The organism is Ligilactobacillus sp. ESL1201 (assembly GCF_058503265.1).
On the sequence record NZ_CP196362.1, the window covers coordinates 1,733,604 to 1,755,562 of the forward strand.

Annotated in this window: 3 protein-coding genes; all 3 read right to left on the reverse strand. The window is 45.2% G+C overall.

Going from position 1 to position 21,959, the window contains the following annotated elements; translation table 11 throughout:
- Nucleotides 1–275: 275 nt before the first annotated feature.
- Entirely contained in the window at nt 276–10,850 is a 10,575-nt protein-coding gene (locus tag ACSYSK_RS08575; RefSeq protein WP_491714721.1) for a DUF1542 domain-containing protein, read from the reverse strand.
- Nucleotides 10,851–11,235: 385 nt separating this feature from the next.
- Nucleotides 11,236–11,514 carry a type II toxin-antitoxin system RelB/DinJ family antitoxin gene (locus tag ACSYSK_RS08580; protein WP_491714722.1) on the reverse strand — a complete coding sequence of 93 codons (279 nt, stop codon included), beginning with the start codon at nt 11,512–11,514 and terminating at the stop codon, nt 11,236–11,238.
- Nucleotides 11,515–11,647: 133 nt separating this feature from the next.
- A complete protein-coding gene (locus ACSYSK_RS08585; RefSeq protein WP_491714723.1) occupies nt 11,648–21,643 on the reverse strand; it encodes a DUF1542 domain-containing protein in 9,996 nt (3,331 codons plus the stop codon).
- Nucleotides 21,644–21,959: the final 316 nt, after the last annotated feature.

Consider the following 21,959-nt stretch of genomic DNA (forward strand, 5'->3'; position numbering starts at 1 on the left):
TTAAGAAATTATCTTCAATGAAAGCGGCAACTTAATTGTTGCTCAACAGAGTGTTATTCAGAACACTTTGATTTCATTTTAATCGCCTTGTGCCTCCTCCGCATAAAGCGATTTTTTATTGAGGATCTCAACTTCAATTAACCGTTAACAACAATATTTTCATTTAAAAAGAGGACCGGCGCAATTTTGTTGCCGGTTCTCTTTTACTATTCAATAACTCCCCACACCAAAAGCAGTCGCCCCGTGATGACGGAACGACTGCTTTTATTTAAATTTTATTTAGTGGTGTCTTCGTAGTCACGTTTCTTTTTGCCTAACATTCCAAACGAAAACAGCGTCAGCAACAAACCGAGTACGCCAGCAGCCGGTGTTTGCTTTTCACCAGTCTGCGGTAAACTACCCATGCCTGCCCGGTCAACTCCTTGACGGCCCGCTGCATTCGGCTCAAACGACCCAGCACCGTTGTTTCCGGTACCTGCAGCACCGGCAGCGCCACTGCCAACAGGCCAGATCGCTTGAGCCACAATACTGTCGAACTGCGCGTCAACCTGAGCCCGGATAGCAGCCGGATCGCCATTGGCGAAGAGTGCAGCCAGCGCCTGATTGAACGCGTCGCTTAACATTTGTTGTAACTGCGGCTCGTTTACAGCGCCCTTGATCTTGTTCAGCGCGTCTGTATAATCAGCGTACATGCTAGCCACCGCGTGCAACATAGCGGGATTATCTAAGTTATTCACGATGTCATTAGTCAATTCATCTTTTTGATTGGCAGGTAACTTAGGATCGTTATGAACTTCATCGACCGCTCCGACTGCCCGGAGTAAATCTTCCAGATCTTGTTCGCCCACTTGTTCTTCTCGGCTAACGTCAGTCAGACTTTGCCCACCGATGATCTTACCGGTGGCGTCGCCTAAAATCGCCTGGATGCGCTGATCGAAGACTGCTTTTTGTGCCGGAGTCAAGTTAGGATCCTGATCGACTCTGTTGCGCACTTCTTGGGCCTTAGCCTGTAAAGCCTGTAAGGCAGCTTGCCAAGCCGTGCTCAAATCACCGGCAGCGCTGATCGTTGCGTCGGTAGCTGCCGCCGCATCCGGACTTCCCAGCGGAATATCCATGATCTTTTTCTTGCCATTTTCTAGCGATTCTTTGGCCTTATTTTTCAACTCGGTCTTTTGTTCCGGCGTCAAATTTGCACTGTCAATGCCAGCAATCGTTGCGTTATACGAATTTTGCAAAGTCGTCAGCGCGTCACTCTTATTGGCCAGCGTATTTTGCTGCGCGACGCCCGCGTCCTTAGCGGTGTTGACCTGACCGACGCTGGTAGCAGCAGTGATCTTTGCTTTAGCGTCCTCGTAAGAACTATTCATCTGACCTAACAACCCGGCGATAAAGTTAGCATCCATCCCGCTAAATCCTAGGCGGTGATAAGCAGCCACTGCCGCGTTATGCTTATTCTCCAATTCCTGCAAAGCAGCATCCTTAGCCGCCTGCAGCGAGCCTCGGTTCAGCACCTGATCGACGTTAGCTGGGCTGATCACGTTATCGATCGCAGCAATCGTTTCGTTTTTGGCCTGATCGATTGCTCCATCAGTCCCGGCGCGGTCAATACTTCCACTATTATTGTTATTAGTACCGGTCTGCAGCGCGCTATCAACCTGTCCTTTCAAAATATCACCGACAGCCTGGTCGTACTTGCCGGCTTGAACCGCGGCATCGATCTCACCCTTGATCTTATTAGCTTCATTGATGGCATCCTGTTGTGCGCTGTGGCGGTGATTATCTAGCTCTGTCGCACTATTATGTGCCGCTGCCGCAGCGTCGGTTACGACCTTACCGATATTAGCAATAGCCGTATCCCGCGCGTTAGTAACACCCGTTTCGTTAGTAGCCGAGTCGATCGTGCCGGTAGTAGTCGTATTAGCGACCGCTGCCGCAGCGTCGATCTGATTTTTCAGATTTGTCTTTTGTGCAGCCGAGTAATTTCCGGCATCGATCTGGTCTTTGGCTAACGTAGCGGCGTTGTCGACGGCACCCTTAGCAAGAGTTTTTTCGGCTTGCAACTGCGCCGTCTTCAAATTATCGGTATTAATAGCACTATCAATGGCATTTTCAGCAGCAGTTTTAGCATTGTCCAGCTCCGTCAGCTGATTAGCCGCAAGTGGGTCGCCATGGTTAAATTGCTCCTCTAACTTATGCTTAGCGGAGTTATAAGCGGCGTCAATCTCTTGCTTAGCGGCAGTCTTCTTATTTTGTAACTCAGTAGCAGAATCCCTCTTAGCTTGTTCCACGATGTTGTTAAATGCGACAGCTCCCTGATCTTCAGTACTATCGATCAGTTCGTCTTTAGCCGCCACGTCGTTTTCCGGCTCGATCAAATTATCGATCGCGGTGCTAGTTAAGTCAAATTGATCTTTGATCTTCTTCTTAGCTGCTTGTTTGATTTCATCAGATAATTCATTTGAATGATCGATAGTATAATTAGCCGCTTCAGCCGCATTTTGCAACTTGGCCTGAGCCTTAAGTTTGCTGATCTTATCTTTGACGTCGCTGTAAATTGCATCTAAATCCTTGATGGTTGCATTAGCACCAAGATTACTAATTGACGATTGAACACTACTGTAAGCAGCCAGAATATCATTCTTATAGCCAGCCTTTTGAGTGGCGTCTAAACTAGTTAAACCATCAATAGCATTATCAGCATCAGTCTTAGCAGTATCTAACAAGTTAGTAATTGCTGTACTCTCAATTCCAAAGTAAGTGCCAGTTTGCCCCTTGGTTACCACATTCATAATGTTAGCTTGGGCAGCTTGAGTTACGCCAGAAAGATTATTTGCATTCGTAGGATCGTTGATATCTGTTTTACCGTCATCATAAGCTGTCTGCACCACAGTCAACGCCCCTTGCTTGTCAGTGCCCGACATTTGAGAAGCATTGATCATATCGTTAGCCGTATTGTATGTGCTCATCAAATCATTTAAAGCAGCTGTCCTATTTCCCTCAGCCGTTGCACTAGCAACAATATTATTAAATTTCGTTTGACTGCCAGTATTACCGGTACCTAATAAAGTATCGACGTCAGTGACATTAGCTGCGCCCATAATCTGATCCGTAAAACTATCAACAGCATCATCAATTTGTTTGTTATAAGCTTCCTTATCCGTACCAGATAACCCAGGAATAGCTGTAATCTGATCCTTAGCAGCCTGTGCCTGCTGTTTTAATCTTTCAATTCCTTGCTGCTTATTAAGCAACAAAGCTTGATCCCTACCTGCATTAACAATTGCATCAATCTCAGGTTCACCACCGGTATTAGGATTAACAGTCGTATCTTTAACCTTATTTTTAACTGCATCTTCTACATTAGCTAAATCACTAGCAGTCGCATTAGCTGGCAATTTGGTGTCATCGTCATTATTGATTTTATTAACAGTATTTTGCCGTTTTTGCTCGATTTGCTCTTTCAAAGCTTTCTTTTGATCACTCGACAAACTACCAAAAGACGTATCAGTATCAATTAAGTGGCTCTGCTGACTAGCATAATCATTAATTTCTTTGACCTGTTCATTCTTAATCGACTGCAATTTGCTTGGTAAAATCGAATTTTCAATTGCCGTTTCACCAGCAGTTTCTAAATTAGTTACATCGCCCGTATTATTAGCAGCATTGACCTTGGAAATCGCATCTGCCAGCGCAGTATCAACCGCGGCATTACCTGCTCCTATTTCATCTGGTCCTAAATTAGGCAAATTACTTAATTCCTGCTTAGCGGCATCTGCTTTTTGCTTCAACGCTAAAATTGCAGTGTCCTTAGCATCAGACAAGGTCTGAGAAGCAGTGGCAATTGCATCGATTGCACTAATCCCATCATTTTTAGCCTGATTCATCGTCGCTGCATCGCTTGCGCCATTAATCTTATCAGCAGCTTTTTTACGCTCTGCTTCTACCTGATTTTTTCTTGCCTGTCTTTGTTCATCTGTTGCTGAGTTTAAATGATCAATTGTATTATTAGCCGCATCCGCCGCAGCTTGGAGTACCGCTAAGTCTTTGTTGCGGTTAACTTCCAAATCGCGGTCGTTTTGCACTTGGCCTAAGGCGTTCTCGCCGGCCTGCTCGTAACCGTTGATTTTATTAACCGCCGCAGTCAAATCATCTGGCCCAGGTGTAGCAGGTGGAGTTGGTAAAGTTACCCCGTTGATTTTTTCTTTAGCAGTAGCAACTAACTGATCGATCTGGTCACTTAATTCTTCTTGTTTAGCCTGACTCATATTGCCCGCAGCAACGTCTTGATCCATCTGATCCTTTAGTTTCTGCGCAGCAGTATCCAACTTACCATTAGCCTGTTGTTTAGCCTGGCTTAACCCCACTTGCAACGTATGGTTAGCTGCAGTGTCCGTTGCCACCTGCTTAGCGGCATCAATAGCAGCTTTACCATTAGTCTCAGCAGTTGTTACTTTAGCTGGTGAATTAGCACTATTAACTCGATTCTTGGCCGTGTCGCGGGCATCATTAATCATCGTGATGATATTATCGGCATCATGCTGAGAAATCTTATTAGCCCCTGTGCCAACCATGCCCTGAACATCATCAACAGCGTCAGCGGCATATTCATCTAACTCTTTATCAGCCTTATTTTTGTCTGCTTGTAGCTGAGCAGCTGTCAACACGTTATCCATGTCAATGATACCGCTATTTTTGGCAGAATTTATCTCCTCTTGGCCGCTAGCACTATTGACGTTTGCAACTGCGTCGTTATACGCATTTTGAACTTGTTGTTTGTAAGCAGCAACTTGCTCTTGAGTAAGTCCTTTGCCATCTGGAGTATTCAAAGCATCAATCGCGTTATCAAGACGAGTCTTTTCAGCGCCTAACTCAGTGATAGCAGAGTTTTTATTGGCATTTAACGTGTTGTTAGCAGCATTAGTAACCACATTATTGATTTCGGTGATCGCTTCATCCCTATCGGAATTAACACTTCCCCGATTAGTATCATGATCAATCTGGTCTTTATAAGTTTCAACAATGCTAGTGATCAACTGTTCAGCTGCATTCTTATCGCCAGAATTAACTCCTGTCCAATTGATTCCACTAACTGCATTATCAATTGCCTGTTTAGCTTTATCCTTAGCGTTTTGCAAATTAGCTGCATTAACGACATCGTCCATCGCTGCAATTCCCGTGCCATGCATCTGATCAGCAGACGTACTACCGGTTAACCCACCGGTGGCAGTCACGATCTGATCAACTTCACTTAAAGAACTGGCATTGGCAACAGCAGCTTTAGCGGCATCGCGTGCCTGATCGATTTTCGCTTCTGCAGCATTCCGATCAGCAGTAGACATACTACCATCCAACTTACCTTTAGCAGCAGTCGCATAATTGTCTAAAGCCGTAGTTGCGTTATTGATTGCTCCTGTCAGAATGCCTTGGTTTCCAGCTTCAGCAATATTTTTCTTGCCAGTCGTCTCGACACTATTTAAACGATCGATGGCGGCGTCAACATCGCTCGAATTAGCTGGTTCAATACTAGGATCATCAACATTAGCCAAAGCAGTATTCAAAGCAGTATCCACCGCAGCTAGCGCATTAGCTTTATCACTATCGCCCATAGTAGTAGACTGATTGATCCGATTCCTAGTTTCCTCAGCCGTCTGTTCCAAGCCAGCCTTCGCCGTGTCTTTAGCAGCGCTCCAGTCACCGGCTGCAGTCACCACTTTTTCGATTTCTTTGATACCAGCGTCGCGGTCTGCGTTGATTGTCGTCGCATCGGTATCATTAGTGATCTTATTTTTAGCATCATTGTAATGCTGACGTACCCGAGCTTTTAAGGCTTCCTTATCAGCAGCACTGAAATTAGTAGCTGGTAAATTATCGATCGCATTATTAGCCGTCGTTTCCGCGGTAGTCAACTGCTTGATAGCAGCATCCTTAGCGGATTGTAAATCAGCAGCTGACTGAATCGCGTTCAAATCATCGCGCCCGGAATTTTGAGCATCATCTACTGCATCAGTATTAACAGCAGCATTGATTGCAGCCGTTGCTTGTGCCAACGTCTGATCGACCTGATTACGATAATCTTCTTTTTCTCCCGGCGTTAAGTTCGGGTCGTTGGCGATATTTTCTTTAATCTTAGCAGCCTGGTTATTCAAAGCTGTTTGTGCAGCAGTTTTAGCTCGGTTTACATTATCTACGTGACCACTAGCAGTTTGTGTTGCTTCTGTAACGACCCCATCCATAGCAGTGACACCGGTTTGAGAAGCACTATTAGCACCGGAGATCGTAGTAGCATCACTGATATTACCCGCAGCAGTGTTGTAAAGACTGTCGATGCGATCTTTGTATGCCTGCTTTTCAGCAGCAGTTAATCCCGATGGAATGTTATCAATTGCACCTTTATCATTATCTCGCGCAGTCTGCAATTTCTGCAGTGCATCCGCTTTGGCCGCAGCTAAATCGGCCTGTGCTTTAGTTTGGTCAAAATTATTTTCACCAGCCGTTACGGCAGCATCAATAGCTTGTTGAACCGGATCATTAGGAGTTCCACCAATAGTACCCGTTACAGCATTGATTGCCGTCTCAGCGTCTTGTTCTTGTTGCTTGAGTTGATTTTTATACTGCTCTTTTTCAGCCACACTGAGCTGCGAGTCTGGAATATTACTAATATGAGTAATGGCAGCTTGTTCTTTTTGCTTTAAAATATCAATCGCAGTATTCTTCGCATTTTGCAAAGCAGTAGCAGCTGTAGCATTGTCCGTAGCTGTAGTAACCGCAGCATTGATCACGTTTTCTGCCTTTTGCTTGGCGGTATCAATATCATCTTGGTCATTAGCATCCTGAATATCTTGGTTAGCCTGATTGACAGCATCATTGATCTGCTGCACTAAGTGATCATGGTCATCTTGAGACAAACCATGATTTAATTGATCATCAATCTTACCAATTGCAGTATTAGCATCACCTTGCAAATCACTGATAGCCTTGTTTTTAGCCGCCTGCAAAGCTGCCTGATCCAGCAAATCTTGCAGTTGCTGGCGCCCAGTAGTAGCGAGCTGTGAAACTCCTTCTTGAGTCGTAGCAGTATCGATATTATCTAAAAATCCTGGATTAGTACCATCACCATTTAAAATTTGGTCAGCTTCACCTTTTAGCTCCTCGATCTGCGGTGCCGTCAAAGTACCATCGGGATTATTTTCATTTAAATAATCTTCCAGCTGGTCTTTGATATCCTTAGCCTTTTGCGTTAACGAAAGTTTAGCGGCAGCCTTGTCAATTGCTACCAAGCCATCAGTTTCTTGCGTAGTAACATCAGTTACACTCGTAGTAGTAGTAGCAGTAATATTAGTAATCGCCGTATTCAAAGCCGTGTCAATCGTAGAAGTATCCGTGACGCTGCTAGGTAGCGATGATTTTTGATCAGCAGCTTCTTTTTGCACTGCTTTAATGGCAGCAATCTGTGCATTGACCAAGTCAATTTTTTGTTGAGCAGCATCCTTCTTACTTGTAACATCACTATTACTGTTAGCGCTAGTAATAGCATTAACATTCGTTGTCGCCTGATTCAAAATAGTTTGTAAAGTATTTTTCTGATTATCAGTTAATCCAGTTACCGTACTTAACTTGTTTTGAGCATCACTTATCGCACTTGTTAGTGGTGTTTTTACATCGTCTTTATAATTCTTAATCACATTATCAATTGCTGTCTTGCCTGAATTTTCGAGCGTATTAAGATCAATGTCACTTCCTGCAATTTTAATTTGATTTTCCCACTCAGCAGAAGCCGTAGTAATTTCACTATCCAAATTAGGAAATTTAGCAGTTCCTCTCTGAGTATTTTTATAACCTCTTAAATCAGCAGTCTTCTGGGCTTGGTCTACGACTCTTTGTACCTTATTTTTGCCAGTAGTTGCAGCAGCAATTGCACTGTCTAAATCGCCAGCCATCATCAAATCACTATTATTACCAGTTACAGCACCGGAAACAGTATCTAACTGATTCCTATAGTACTGTTGTTCTCCATCAGGAAAATTATCATTCCCCTCACTATCACTAGAAAGGTGCATTCCATTAATTGCGCCCTTTTCAGAAGTAACATCACTCTGAATTTTAGTTTTCACCGCTTGTTTAAATTCGGCTAGAATATTGCTTTCACCTGTTTGTTGAGCAGTATCAATACCAGCTTGATCATTTGCAGCGTCAATTACACTTTTTGCGTTAGACGCAGCATTATTAATCGCATTTATATAAGGTTGATAATTGGGATCACCGCTTACATATGGATTGTTAAGCAGTGCTTTTTGTGCTAAAGCATCAATTGCATTCTTAGCATCCGTCTTAGCTTCGCTTAAACTTTTGATTAACTGAAATTCTTTAGGATACTCACTGGGATCTTTAGGACCAACAAAATTTTTATTAGGAGTTAGACCAATTTGTGTCCCTGGCGCGTCATCGCCAGCTATAAATGCATTATTAGGGATCGTAAACGTAAATTGGTACTTCCCGTTAGCGCTTGGTGAACTAGCTGATTTAGCTGCATATTTTTTCCCATCACGAAGTTCACGCCAATATGGGCTGTTAACTCCCCCACCGGTAACTTTATCATTATAGTCATGACCATTAATTACAGCACTAATATATTCATCAGCTTGATTAGTGTAGCCTGTTATTGTATAGCCGTTAGAACTATGAGTAACAGTTAAATCACTATCAATCTCTACAAATCCGTCTGGGTTAGCAGAAATAAAATCTAGCTTAGAAATTTTATTACCATTAACAAATGTAGCAGTAACATAAGTTTCAGCAGCTTCGGTCATCCCATAGACTGTATCGAGTTTTAATGAACCATCAGCATTACTGTGAAAAGTCAAATCACGGTAAGGATCCGTTTCAGTACCATTATGTCTAATTTTGACACCATGTAGCGTAAATTTATTATTAGACACAATTTGAGCAGTGGCGTTATTGCCAACATCCAGTAAAAATTCACGCGGATTTTCAATATCAACTGCCCCAGCAGCCTGATTTTGTACATCAAGTAATGTCATTGCACCAGTACCAGCACCACTTGCAGTGTTATCTCCAGTTAGTTGAATCTTAAAAGTACCGCCTTCAACACTAGCCTTGCCTTTGATAATTACTAAAGTACCGCTATAGGTACCCATGTTGGTCCCAGTAACGTCGAATTTACCACCATCGTCAATATTTAAAGAACCACCATCGTAAACTAACTCATTAGCCACCCCACTAGCGCTTGCTGTACTAATATTACCGCTAGTTTTAATATTTAATTGACCATTTTTATGAATGTTAATGGTAGAATTAGCATTGCCTAAGCTGATTGCCATCGCCTGTGCACCATCCGGACTGGTTCTATTTTGACCAACATTAATATTCAGGATGCCAGACACATCAACTTCACCAGAACCATTAACGTAAATACCAACGGGTTTACCATAATTTTCTGTATTATTAGCACTTGCATTAGCGGCAGCATTCCCGGCTGGATTTAAATTAACCGTTGCACCAGTTTGAACCGTAAACTTATTATTACCACCAGTCATTTCAACCACGTGCCCGGTGTATGACGAACCAGTAAAATTCGCACCCGTTTCAAAGATTAACTGACAGCCCGCTTGAGTAAACTGAAAAATCTGTTGTTTACCATTGTCCTGAGTAGTATAAGAATGGCCGTTCAAAGTATAAGTTAACTTGGTATTAGCCGTCACATTACCCTTGATGTGCACAATAGTATTAGCACCGGCATATACCATCTGAGAACCTACATAGTCCACATTATCAAAGGTAATATCTTTAGTAGGATTGGTATTCCAGCCACCATCGGTACTGATCATTCCATAAAAGGATGATCCGTACAAATTTAAATTGCTGTAAGTTAAGTGAAAATCATTGTTCGTTTGGGGCCAGTAAATATATGCGTCACTAACAGAATAAGCTAAAATATGCCGCACATCTCCCGGCTTAGTTTGAATGGTCAACATCGCAGTCCCCCCGCGATCAGCAATTTTAAATCTCATCTGGCCATTCGTACCGCTATCGATATCTGCAGCAATATTAATTGTCGTAATGTTACCATTCTTTAAGGCCGCTACGTATTCATCCCACGTATAAACATCAACTGTCGTATCAGTTGTCGCATTGATCCAATTAACATCGTGTTCTATTTGCGGTCCAATCACATTATTTTGTTCCTGATCATTATTCGGTTCTGCGACCTGTTCATCTTCTTGTTGCTCCGAATTGACGAACTGATTGCCAAAATTAGCCAGTTGCGGGCGGCTGACCTGCTCATTAGCTAACTGCTGGTCGTTATTGTTTACCGGCAGTTCGCCGTTATCATGCTGGCTTGGGACCGTCTCATTAGCGTTAGTTATATAGCTATGATTTTGCTGACCGTTATTTGATTGCTGGCTCGTGTTGGTGACAGAGTCAGTCGGTTGCTGTGCAGTTTCATCTTGTTTCTCGTCAGTCGTGGCAGCTGGTGCAGCGTCTTGCTGTCCTTGCGCTGTCTGGTCAGCTGCAGCCACCGGCGCCTCACGTGTTGTCACCTGTTGGTCCTGCGCAGTCGTGTCGGCTGCCGGCGTGTTTACTTGCTCTTCTTGTTGAGTTCCTGCTTGTTCGAAGCGAAGGCCAGACTGCGCTTGTGTAATTTGCGCACTCGTCTCGTTATCATTATTAGCATCAGTCTCGTCACCATCGGTTGTCGTGTCGGCGTGAACCGTTTGGCTGAACCACCCACTAATACCAAAAGAAACTAGCGCAATGGAAGCAAATACCCAGCGTTTGCCTGCTTTATACATTTTATAATGTAATTTTGCGTCCCCATCATTACGTTTCATGTATATCCTCCTCGAATTATCTCCAAATTAAAATCATTAACTACAATAATTTTCATTAATATACCAACAAATGTTAATCACTGTCATCGTGGTATTTTTAAATCCACAATCAATTCTAATTCTATAACGTGGCTGACTTAGTGTCAAATTATGCAATTATAGTCGTTTTTTTAATATCCATGTTTCAGTTACGAAATCGTATCACTCGCAGAGTAAAAAACAACCCGCACTTCTTAGACGGAAGTGCGGGTCGTTTTGAATGCAAGAGTTTTAAGTTGTTACATCGTTTTAGTAGTAGTTTGAATCAGTACCGGACGAGTTTTTCCTCCCGTTCCCTCAACAAATGTTACGAACGCAAGGATAATATCATTAGGCTTTAACTGAGTCATTCTTCATTCAGCCACCGTTCTAACGCTTCATCGTCAGTGGTTAAATCAAGCACTGGCAATTGACTAGTAGCTGCTAACAAGCGATTAGTTGCCCGCTCGCGTTTAGTTAACTGTAAATCAAAGGGAATCCCACCTGAAGCTGCAACTCGTTTATATAAAGCAGTGATCAATGTCGTCTGATTCAGTCCTAAAGAGTCTAGTATTTGATCAACATCAGCTTTCAAATTGGCATCTACTTTAATTTGAATTCGTTTTTCGTTTGCTTTAGTCGTCATACCTATCCTCCTAATTTTTGCTTTCATTATACTACCAATGGTATTTTTTAGTAGCCTGATGACAATAACTAAAAAACGGGACCGAGACAAAATTTGTCCCGGTCCCGCTTTTTAATTTCCGTAAGCAATGGACTTAATCGCGTTTTTCAGTTATTTCTTTTTTCTTACGTAATAATCCAAGAGAAAAGATCGTCAGTAATAAACCGAGTAACACACTAAATGGCGTTTGCCGTTCACCAGTTTGCGGCAAGACACTCGCACTCGTAACCGGTAATTTAGCCGCTTGTGCATCGTCTGGATCGCCTTGCGCATTAGGCGAAACAGCTGGTGTTACTTGCGTGTTATCAGCTTGGTTAGGAGTCGGAACTGACAAAACTGGTGGCTGCGGATCTACTTTTTCAGTACCGTCATCCGGATCAACGACACTAGGTTGCGTGTCTGCCGGCAACTGCGGTACTTGCTCGCCAGTCGTGTCACCACCAGTTGCTGGGGTGACCGGGGTTTCACTAGTCGTATTGTGATTAGCGTTACCAGTCGCGATACTTTGTTGCAAGAGCGCAGCTAGTTTTTGTTTGCCTTGTTCCTTAGCAGTCGTAACTTGTTGCGTGGTCGTTGCGGCTGCGACCTGTCCTAACGCATCAGTCAAGACTCGTTGCAACTGTCCGTCAAAATCCTGGCGTTGCTGCGGTGTCAAATCAGTGTTGGCGTTAATTTTGCCACGCACTTCTTGCGCTTTATCCTGCAATTCTTGCAGTGCAGCTAGCCGACTGCTGCCTAGATCTGCGGCGGCAGTTAACGCAGTATCTGCTTGAGGATCCTGCGCATCAATTCCTGCGAGCTGTTTCTTACCGCTATTTAACAGGTCTTGGGCTTTATTTTTCAGCACTTCTTTTTGCTCAGCGCTCAGGTCAGCCCCGTTGATCCCCGTGACCGTTTCGTTATAAGAATCTTGCAGCGCAGTCAGTGAGTTGCCCTTAGTAGTTAGGGTAGTTAAATCTTTTTCGCCCTGATTTTTAGCGCTGGCAACATCGTTTTGCGTGGTGGCCGAATTGATCTGCTGTTTAGCAGCATCATATTTGTCGTTAATGTCTCTTAGCAACTCGGCCAACGTCTCCGGATCCATGCCACTCATATTCAAAGCAGAATAGGAAGCTAATGCTAGCTGGTGCTTACTTTCCAAATCTTTTAGTGCTTGGTCCTTAGCAACCTGCAAATCTTTTTGTGCTTGCTGGCCTTTTAATTGTTGTTGCACGTTAGCGACATTATCCGGTGCGATCACGCTCATCAACTGTTCCAGTGCTGCGTCTTTAGCCGTCGTTACACCAGCACCATCTTGGCTATGAGCTAATGCCCCGTCAGTTGATAGTGCAGCAGTGCTCAACTGTGTAACTAAGTCGTGTAAAACATCCCCGACTGCTGGTTCATACTTACCAGCCGCAACGGCCTGGTCGATCTGCGTATTTACCGCACTGGTAGCATCCTGCACCGTTGCTTGTGCGAGTTGTTTCAACCCGGCTAATTGCTCAGCTGCCACGTCCGTCACGCTGGCAGTATCAGTTAACTGCTCAATTTGTTGCTGTGCCTTTTGATAAGCCGCATCCAACTGTGCGGTTTGCGTTGCACCAAACTGCCCTTGCAACTGCTGTTTAGCCGTTTGGTAAAAGTCTGCCAACTGGTCTTGCGCCTGTTGTTTAGCCTGCGTTACCGCATTTTGGGCTTCCTGTTGCAGCTGTGCCAGTTGCTGGTTGATCTTAGCGATGCCGTCGTTGGCGATTTGCTGGAATGTTTCACCAGTAGTGTCAGCTGCTGGCAACACGTTCCATTCCAGTTGTCCGTTAGTCTCTTGGACTTGCTGGTCAATTTGTTGTTGAGCTTGCTGTTTAGCCGCGTCAGCCACATTAGGCAAGGCTGCGATCTGCTGTTTGACCCGATTGGCCTGATTTTGCACGGTTACTTGAGAACCCGTCTTAGTAATTGCACTTAAAGCCTCACGGTAAGCCGCATCTAAAGCAGAAATATCAGTAATAGTACCGTCAGCCAACTTACTTGCGAGTTTTTGTTGCGCATCACTTAACTGTGTGGCAAATTCTTCTTTTTGCTGTTCCGTCAGGTCAGTTGCTTCATTTAACTCATTTTGAGCTTGCTGCTGAGCCTGATTCAGCAATTCGGCTAACTGCGTCTGCTCGGCGGTAAAGAAGTCTTTGCCAGTCGCAGGTTCGGTCTGATCTTGTATTACCCGGTCGATCAAATCACCAGCAGCTGCGGCAATTCTAGCAGGATCTTCGGTCGCATTTTCGATCGCCTGTTGACCTGCATCATACGTATTCTGTGCCGCCGCCAAGGCTTGTTGTTTAACATCATTTGGTAGATACGAGTCGTTGAGCACTGCAACGACTTTGTTGTATTTGTCCAGTAATCGATCCAACGCCTGGCCTTTTTGCCCCGTCAGTTCGCTATCGCCCAGTAAATCATTGAACTGAGCATTAGCCGTACTCAAATCCTGGTCAACGTCGCTTGCAGAAGCGGCATTCATGATCTGCGTGGTCCAGCTAGTTACCAACTGGTCGATTTGTTGTTGGTAAGCTGCTTGTTGTTGACCATTCAACCCCGCAAACTTCCCTAACTCATCTTTGACGGTCTGAGATAACGTATTTAACGCACCGACTGCAGCGATTTTATATTTAGCTAAGGCTTGGTCTTTAGCCGCACTTAAAATCTGGTTGATTGCTGTTGTACCAGCCTGGTTTGCCTGACTTACCTGGGTAGTAGCACTCGCTAGTTGTGCTGGCGTCGCATTTGCCGGCAAAGTAACGCCGTTGATGTTTTTGATCGCCTGTTGGCGTTGCGATTCAACCTGGTCTTTGAGTTCTTGTTTTTCCGCAGCGGATAACAAATCATTACTGTCGATTGCCGTTATCGCGTCAGCGGCTGTCGCATTGAGCGCTTTAACCTGTTGATTTTGCTGGGCTTGCAGCTGGCTAGCTAACGCCGCATTGTTGATTGCATCCACTCCCGTGCCGCTTAGTTGCTGGTCGCTGTGCACGATCAGGTCGAGTCCTGCCTGGTCGGTGGTTGCGTAAACCTGGTTAATAGCAGTTTGAAGCGCAGCATCAATGGCGCTATTGCCTGCTTGTAATTGATTACCAGCTAAGTCTAAGTCTTGTAAACCTTCCTTGGCCGTTTGTGCTACACCTTTTAACTGTGAAATTGCCTGTTGTTTAGCCGCAAACTGTGCCCCTAAATGAGAGATGGCATCTTTACCAGCGTCTTTAGCCTGGTTCATCGTTGTCGCATTAGCGGCACCGGTGATTTTTTGAGCCGCCTGACTGCGCTGAGATTCGATTTGGTCTTTCATTTGTTCTTTTTGTGCGGGCGCGATCTCGTCTAACTGATCAATGGCAGTTTTAGCTTCATCAGCTGCGTCTTGTAACTCTTGCAAATCACGGTTACGCGTTATTTCCAGTTCCCGCGAACTGTCAACTGTCCCCAGCGTTGCCTCACCGTTTTGTTCCAACTGGTCGATTTGTTCCAGCACGCTATCCAGCTGTGTCGGATCTTGCGGTAATTTAACCTGGTCGATTTTATTTTGAGCCGCAGCCACTAACTGATCAATTTGTGCGTCAAGCTGATCTTGAACGGTGGTATCCAACTGACCGTCCTTAACGTCTTGCGCGATTTGGTCTTTCAGTTTCTGCCCCGCAGCGGCCAATTTTTCTTTTGCCTGTTGTTGCTGGTGCGTCACGGCAGCGCTTGTCGCCGTATTTTGTAAATTAGCGAGCGCATTTAAGCCGTCATTTTTAGCCTGAGTCACAGCCGCAGTCGTGGTAGCAGCAGCAACTGCCGTTTGCGCATCTGCAGCGGCACTAGTGATTTCTGCTAAGACATAATCGGCGGTTTGCTTAGCAATTTTTCCGTCAGCTAACAATTTTTGGACCGCGTCTTTGGCTTTAGCCGCTGCATCCGTCAGTTGTTGTTGCGCAACATTTTTAGCAGCCTGCAAATTAGCGGCGCTTAAAGCATCAGCTATCGCCGTTTTACCCGCTAATTCTAGCGGCGAAATAGCCGTCACCGCAGTTGCCCCGTTGATTTGGGCGACTGCATTATCGTGTTGCTTTTGTGCTTGTTGCTGAGCATCCGTTACTTGTTGGGTCGTCAGTCCCGGTGTTTTAGCAATCGTTTGTAGCACACTAGTTAATTCTTCATCTAAACTGTCGATTGCAGCACTTTTAGCATTATTTAACGCCGTGCTCTGTGCGTTTTTAATGGCATTAGCAATATCCGTGCGCGCTTGATCTTTTAGCGCAGTAACGTCTTGCGTGTTTGTAGCACTATCTATCTGGTCATTGGCCACTGGGACTAGCGAATTGGTGATCGCAGCCAGTGCCTGTTGGTATTCCGCACTATTCGGGTCCACTCCCGCAGCGCTGAGTTGTTCACCAGCAGCCGTTGCCGCTTCTTGTAGTTCTTGTTTAGCCGTGTCCTTAGCGTGTTGTAAATTAGCGTCTGTCACGACTTTATTGATCTGATCAACTCCGGCTTTTTGCGCGGTGGTGATCCCATCTTCGTCTGTGGCAGCGTTAATTTTTTGGCTGGCATTACTTAATTCAGTATCAACCTTACTTTGAGCCGCCTGTTTTTGAGCGTCCGTCAAATCAGAATCGGCGAGCTGTTTGTTAATCGCAGCGGCCGTTTGTTGTAATTCAGCTAACGCGTTAGCTTTTTCATCCGCCAAAATATGCTGATCTCCGGCATTAGCGATCTCTTGTTGGCCCTGTTTTTTAATCGTGTTGATATTATTTAATGCATCATTAATTCCAGTCTGATCGGTTGGCAATTGGGCATTATCAACGTTTGCCTTAGCCGCAGCCAGCGCCGTGTCGACTTTTGCTTTCGCGGCGTCTTTTTGTTCCGCAGTCAAAGATGACTGATCGATTCGGTCTTTAGTTTGCTGAGCCGTTTGGTCCAATTCATCTTTAGCCGTTTGTTTGGCCGAATTAAACCGGTCACTAAACGCCGTCACGGCTTGGATATTGGTAATTCCCGTATCGCGTTGCTGGCCGATCTGGTCGCTAGTTTGAGCCGCGTTGACCTGCTCTTTAGCCTGATTGTATTCTTGCTTGATCCGGTTGCGCAACCTAGCTTTATCGTTCGTGCTAAAACTGGTATCCGGTAAATTGTCGATCGTCTGATCAGCCTGATCCGCTGCATCCTGCAATTCCTTGAGCGCTTCTTCTTTACTATCTTGTAAATCGGCAGCGCCTTGAATAGCGTTGAGTTGATCACGGCCCGCGTTGTTAGCAGCCGTTACTTTATCGACGTCTTTAGCCCCTGCGATCGCTAAGTCAGCCTGCTCCAATTCCTGATCTACCTGATTTTGATACTTTTCTTTTTGACTCGGTGACAGGTTTTTATCGTTAGCGATACTTTCTTTGATGCGACTAGCTTGGTCCGTCAAATCAGTTCGTGCGCTGTCTTTAGCCTGCGTCAACGCTACGTTAGCACTTGCGTTTTGAGCCTCATTTACCACTTGGTCCAGCGCTGCGCTCCCCGTTTGCTCCGCATTATTGGCAGCAGTCAGGTCAGTAGCGGCATTGATCTTATCAACGCTCGTTTGATACAAACTAGCTAGCTGGTCGTTTAAATCTGCGGCGTTATCCGGTTGCGGATCTAACGCGGCGATTTTTTGCTGATCTAACTGGTATTCTTGGTTCAAATCAGCTACCGCCTGCGCTTTAGCCGCCGCTAAGTCAGCCTGCACCTGTGTTTGGTTAAAATCTTGTTTAGCCTGCGTTACAATTCCGGCCAACGCATCCGTCAGTTCTGAGCTACCCGCAACACCCGTAGTATTAGCAACATCATTTAACGCACTTTGTTTTTGCTGGTTGATCTGTTGCACGTATTTTTGTTTATCCGCCGCACTCAACTGCGCAGCCGGTAAGTCGTTAATGTGCGCAATTGCAGCCTGTGCGCCTGCAGCAATTTCCTGGTTGACCTGGTCTTTTTGCTGTTGTAATGCGGCAGTGTCAGCTCCCGTTTGCGACTGTTGTAGCGCCGCAGCAATTGCTTTTTGGGCCGTAGCAGCTGCCGCAGTTATCCCGGCTTGATCAGTTGCATCATTAATATCTTGGTCGGCCTGTTGCACCGCGCTATTGATCTGTTGACTCAACTGCGCAGCCAAGTTTTGCTCGTCAGCAGAGCCCGTGCCCAACTGAGCAGCAATCTGTTGTAACGCATTAGCCGCACTTTGTTGCAAGTCATTAGTAGCAGTATTTTTAGCCGCCAGTAGTGCTGCTTGGTCCAATAATTTTTGTAAATCGGCTTTCCCGTCAGTCACCAAACTCGTGAGCGCACCTGCAGTTGTCGCAGCGTCTATCTGGTCATCGTAACCCGTAGTCGCTGTCGTCAATAATTGGTCCGCCGCATTTTGCAAGTCACTGATCTGTTGGGCACTTAATCCTTGCGCCCGGTAATTATCCAGCTGATTTTTAACGTCTTGCGCTTTTTGGGCGAGCTCTTGTTTAGCGCCCGGTTTGTCGATCGCAACCAAACCTGCACTTTGCGCGTCAGTCGTTGCAGTGGCACTCGTTTGCTGCACAACAGCGCTCACTGCTGTATCCAACGCTTGGTCGATAGCCGCAGCTTGATCCGGATACTTGGTTTTCTGATCTGCTGCTTCTTGCTGTAATTTTTGAACCGCACTGACCTGAGCGTTCAAATCAGTCAGCTGGTTTTTAAACTGTTGCACTTGTTGGTCAACTGTGTTTTTACTATTGGTAGCGTCGATTGCATTTTCGAGTTGCTGTGCACTCGGCACCCCTAACTGTGCCAATTGTTGCTCAGTCAAGCCCAACTGAGCCAACTGGGTATTTAACTGGTCCAGTTGCGTCGTGATTTGCTTTTTAGCCTGCTTTTTATACTCGGCGACCTTATTTTGGAGTGCTTGTTTGCCCGCAGTTACGATTCCCGCTAAATCACTCACCGGCGTGTTGGAATCCATGAGCTGATCTTGGTAAGTTTGACTTACATCTTCCATTCCCGGAAATGGGTGGGTCGGATCGCTGACCTGATCTTGGTACTGTTGTAATTGCGCCGCTGCTTGAACCCGCGCATTAGTATCGGCTAACTGCTGGTTGGCATTTTGCATGGCAGACACCACCTCGGCGACCGTTGTTGCTTGGTCAAGCGTGCCTTGAGCGCCAGTTGCGGCGTTACGTTGTTGGTCAATTCGTTGCTTGTAAGCTTGTTGTTGCGTCGCGTTCATGGCACTTTGAGCAATCGTCTGGTCAGCACTAGCGGCGGTATTATTAACATTAGTTTTAGCGTCTTGTTTAAACTGTGCCAAAATCGCAGCTGCACCATTTTGTTGAGCCGTAGCGATCGCATCTTGACCGCTAGCATTTTTGATTGCATCCAGCGCTTGTTGTTGAGCCTGAGCGATCGCGGCACTCCCACCGTTATCCCGGGCTTTTTGAGCTAACTGATCGATCGCTGCGCTGGCATTATATTTAGCCACGTCATCGTTAAATGAACTAACGGCATTCGTTTCGATTTGTGCCGCATCATCAGGAGTAGTTGCCGTACCAAGAGCGCTCAAAGCCTGTTCTTTTGCAGCGTTGATCGCATCGTAGTAGTCCTGATAATTGGAAACTTTGCTATCCGTTAATTGATCCAGTGCAGTTTGGGCGGCCGCATTGATTTCTTGTTCGATACGCTGACGAGCTTGTTGCAAGTCTTCGATCAAAGTCGTTTTGACCGGATAATCTGCAGGATCTTTGGGTCCAACGAAGTTTTTATTCGGAGTCACACCGACTTGAGTGCCTTGTCCCCAATTATTTTGAATAAGCAAATCGCTTGGCAGCGTAAAGCTAAACTGGTATTTCCCGTTAGCAGATGCGGTGTGACTAGCTTTAGCGGCGTATTTCTTACCAGCATCGCGGTCACGCCAATACGGGCTGTCAATGCCGCCACCAACAACTTGGTCGTTGTAATTTTGACCATTGATAATGGCATCGATATACGCATCGGCTTGGTCAGTATAGCCGGTAACCGTTTTGGAGCCATCCGCGTTAGTCGTGACGTGTAAATCGGCCGGGTCAATGTTTAAAAAGCCCCCCGCATTAGCAGCCAAAAACTCTAAACGTCCGACTTGTTGCCCGTCGATGCGGTCTTTAGCGTCGGTTTCATCTTGTTGGGCGGCAGCAACCACGTTAGTCAAAGTCAGCGTCCCGTCATTATTACCGTGAAATTGCATTTCTTGGTAAGCGCCCGATTCCGAGCCGTCTGGGTGTTTGAGCCGCACCTGGTTGATCGTAAAGTTATTATTAGAAACGATTTTAGCGTTACTGTTGGCACCAACATCCAATAAAAAGTCCGTCGGGTTATCGATCTCCACGTTAGAGCTGCTGGCCACGTCCAGTAAAGTTGAGTTGCCATTGCCAGCATCACCCGTTAATTGAATCTTAAACGTTCCACCCGTTATGGAAGCATTACCTTTGATGACTACCAAAGTGCCGCTATAAGCGCCCATCTGGTCACCAGTAACGGTAAATTGGGAACCTTCATCGATCGTCAGCGAACCACCATCGTAGACTAAAGTATTAGCATAACCATCGTTACCACCAGCCGTACTAATATCACCGCTGGTGACGATCCTAAACTGGCCACCATTGTGGACTAAAATACTTGAATTGCTGCCACTCAACGCCACGGCCATCGCCTGGGCGCCGTCGGGCGTGGTGCTATTTTGGCCCACGTTGATGTTTAACGTGCCCCCGTCGACTTCCACACTGCCGGAACCACTAACGTAAATTCCCACCGGTTTACCGTAATCTTCGGTATTATTGGCGCTTGAATTACTAGCAGCGTTGCCTCCCGGATTCAAATTAACCGTCGCGCCGTTTTTAACGACCACTTGGTTATTATCACCTTGCATTTCAATCACGTGTCCGGTATAAGAAGCTCCAGTAAATGTTGAACCACTCTCAAAAATCAACTGACAATTAGGTGACGTAAACTGAAAGATCTGCTGGCGTCCGTTATCTTGAGTCGTATAGGTTTCACCGTTAACGCTGTAAGTCAATTTAATATTAGCGGTGTTGTTACCCTTAAAATGCACTTTAGTGTTAGTCCCGGCGTATAACATTTGTGAGCCGGTGTAGTTCACATTTTCAAAAGTAACATCTCTAACTAAGGCGTCATTACCACCATCGGTTTTCAACATTCCGTACCACGACACACTGTACAGATCTAGGTCTTTAAAGGTTAAATAAAAATCATTACTTCCCTGTGGCCAATTGATTGCGGCGTCACTATTGCTGTAATTCAGGCTATGACGTTTTCCCGCACTCGACTGAATCGTCAACCTAGTGTTGGCCCCCCGATCTGCGATATAAAAGCCCATCTCGCCACCATCGCTTGCAATATCACTTGCGATATTGATCGTTTGAATGTGTGAATTTTTCAGAGCCGCTACGTATTCCGCCCAATTATAAACGGCAACTGTATCGTTAGTCGTCTGACTGAGCCAAGTAGCATCGTGTTCTGTCAAATCATCTAAGACAGCAGCGTTACTTGGTGCTGCATTCTTAGGCGCATCCTGCTGCTTGGTTGCCGGATCAGCCGCCGGACTAGTCGTTACTTGCTTTGGTAACTGTGCCGGCGCAGTGGTCTGCTCGGTAGTCAGTTGAGCCGGTGCTTCCGGCTGCGCTGGCGTTTGGTCATTTTCGTTTTCCGGTGTCGTTGAAGCCGCAGTCGACTGCAAAGCAGTTGTAGCTGCAGGTGCTTCTGGCTGTGTGCTACCAGCTTGATCCTGACTAGTAGTAGCCGGTTGAGTCGCAGTATCTTTCGTAGTAACTTGCCCAGCACTTGTAGTGTCAGCCGGTTGCGCATTGTTAACTTCATCTGCAGTCGTGAATTTCAACCCGGACTGTCCCTGCTGAACTTGTGCACTATTTTGGTCCTGAGTTTCAAGATCGGTATCTTCAGCGGTATTAGTCGTATCAGCGTGCACATTTTCGCTAAACCACGTGCTGATGCCAAATGACATCACAGCCAACGAAGCAAAGACCCAGTGCTTGCCTGATTTATACATTTTGTAATGTAACTTCGCGTCTCCATTATTTTTACTCATCTAATTTTCTCCTCGCATAATTGAAATAAATTACCGTCAAAGTTGCTTGCTAGTAATTAGATATTTTAATGTAACTATTGATACTTTATTTATATGTTTATATTCTATATCCAGTAAATACCTATCGTCAAACATTATTATTTTAATTAAAATAAACTAATTATCGGCTATATTAAATTAAATAAGTTGTCTTTTGCTGATATTTCAAGGAAAATAAAACTAATAAATAGTTAGTTAAATTACCCAATCTGATTAATTAACATAAATTTTGTTTGATATAGCAAAGCTTTATCTTTAATTTATTTATCATGTATTT

What these genes read in the sequence shown, in the direction of transcription:
- ACSYSK_RS08585 (WP_491714723.1), bottom strand. Translation starts at nt 21,643, where the DNA reads ATGAGTAAAAATAATGGAGACGCGAAGTTACATTACAAAATGTATAAA.
- ACSYSK_RS08575 (WP_491714721.1), bottom strand. Translation starts at nt 10,850, where the DNA reads ATGAAACGTAATGATGGGGACGCAAAATTACATTATAAAATGTATAAA.
- ACSYSK_RS08580 (WP_491714722.1), bottom strand. Translation starts at nt 11,514, where the DNA reads ATGACGACTAAAGCAAACGAAAAACGAATTCAAATTAAAGTAGATGCC.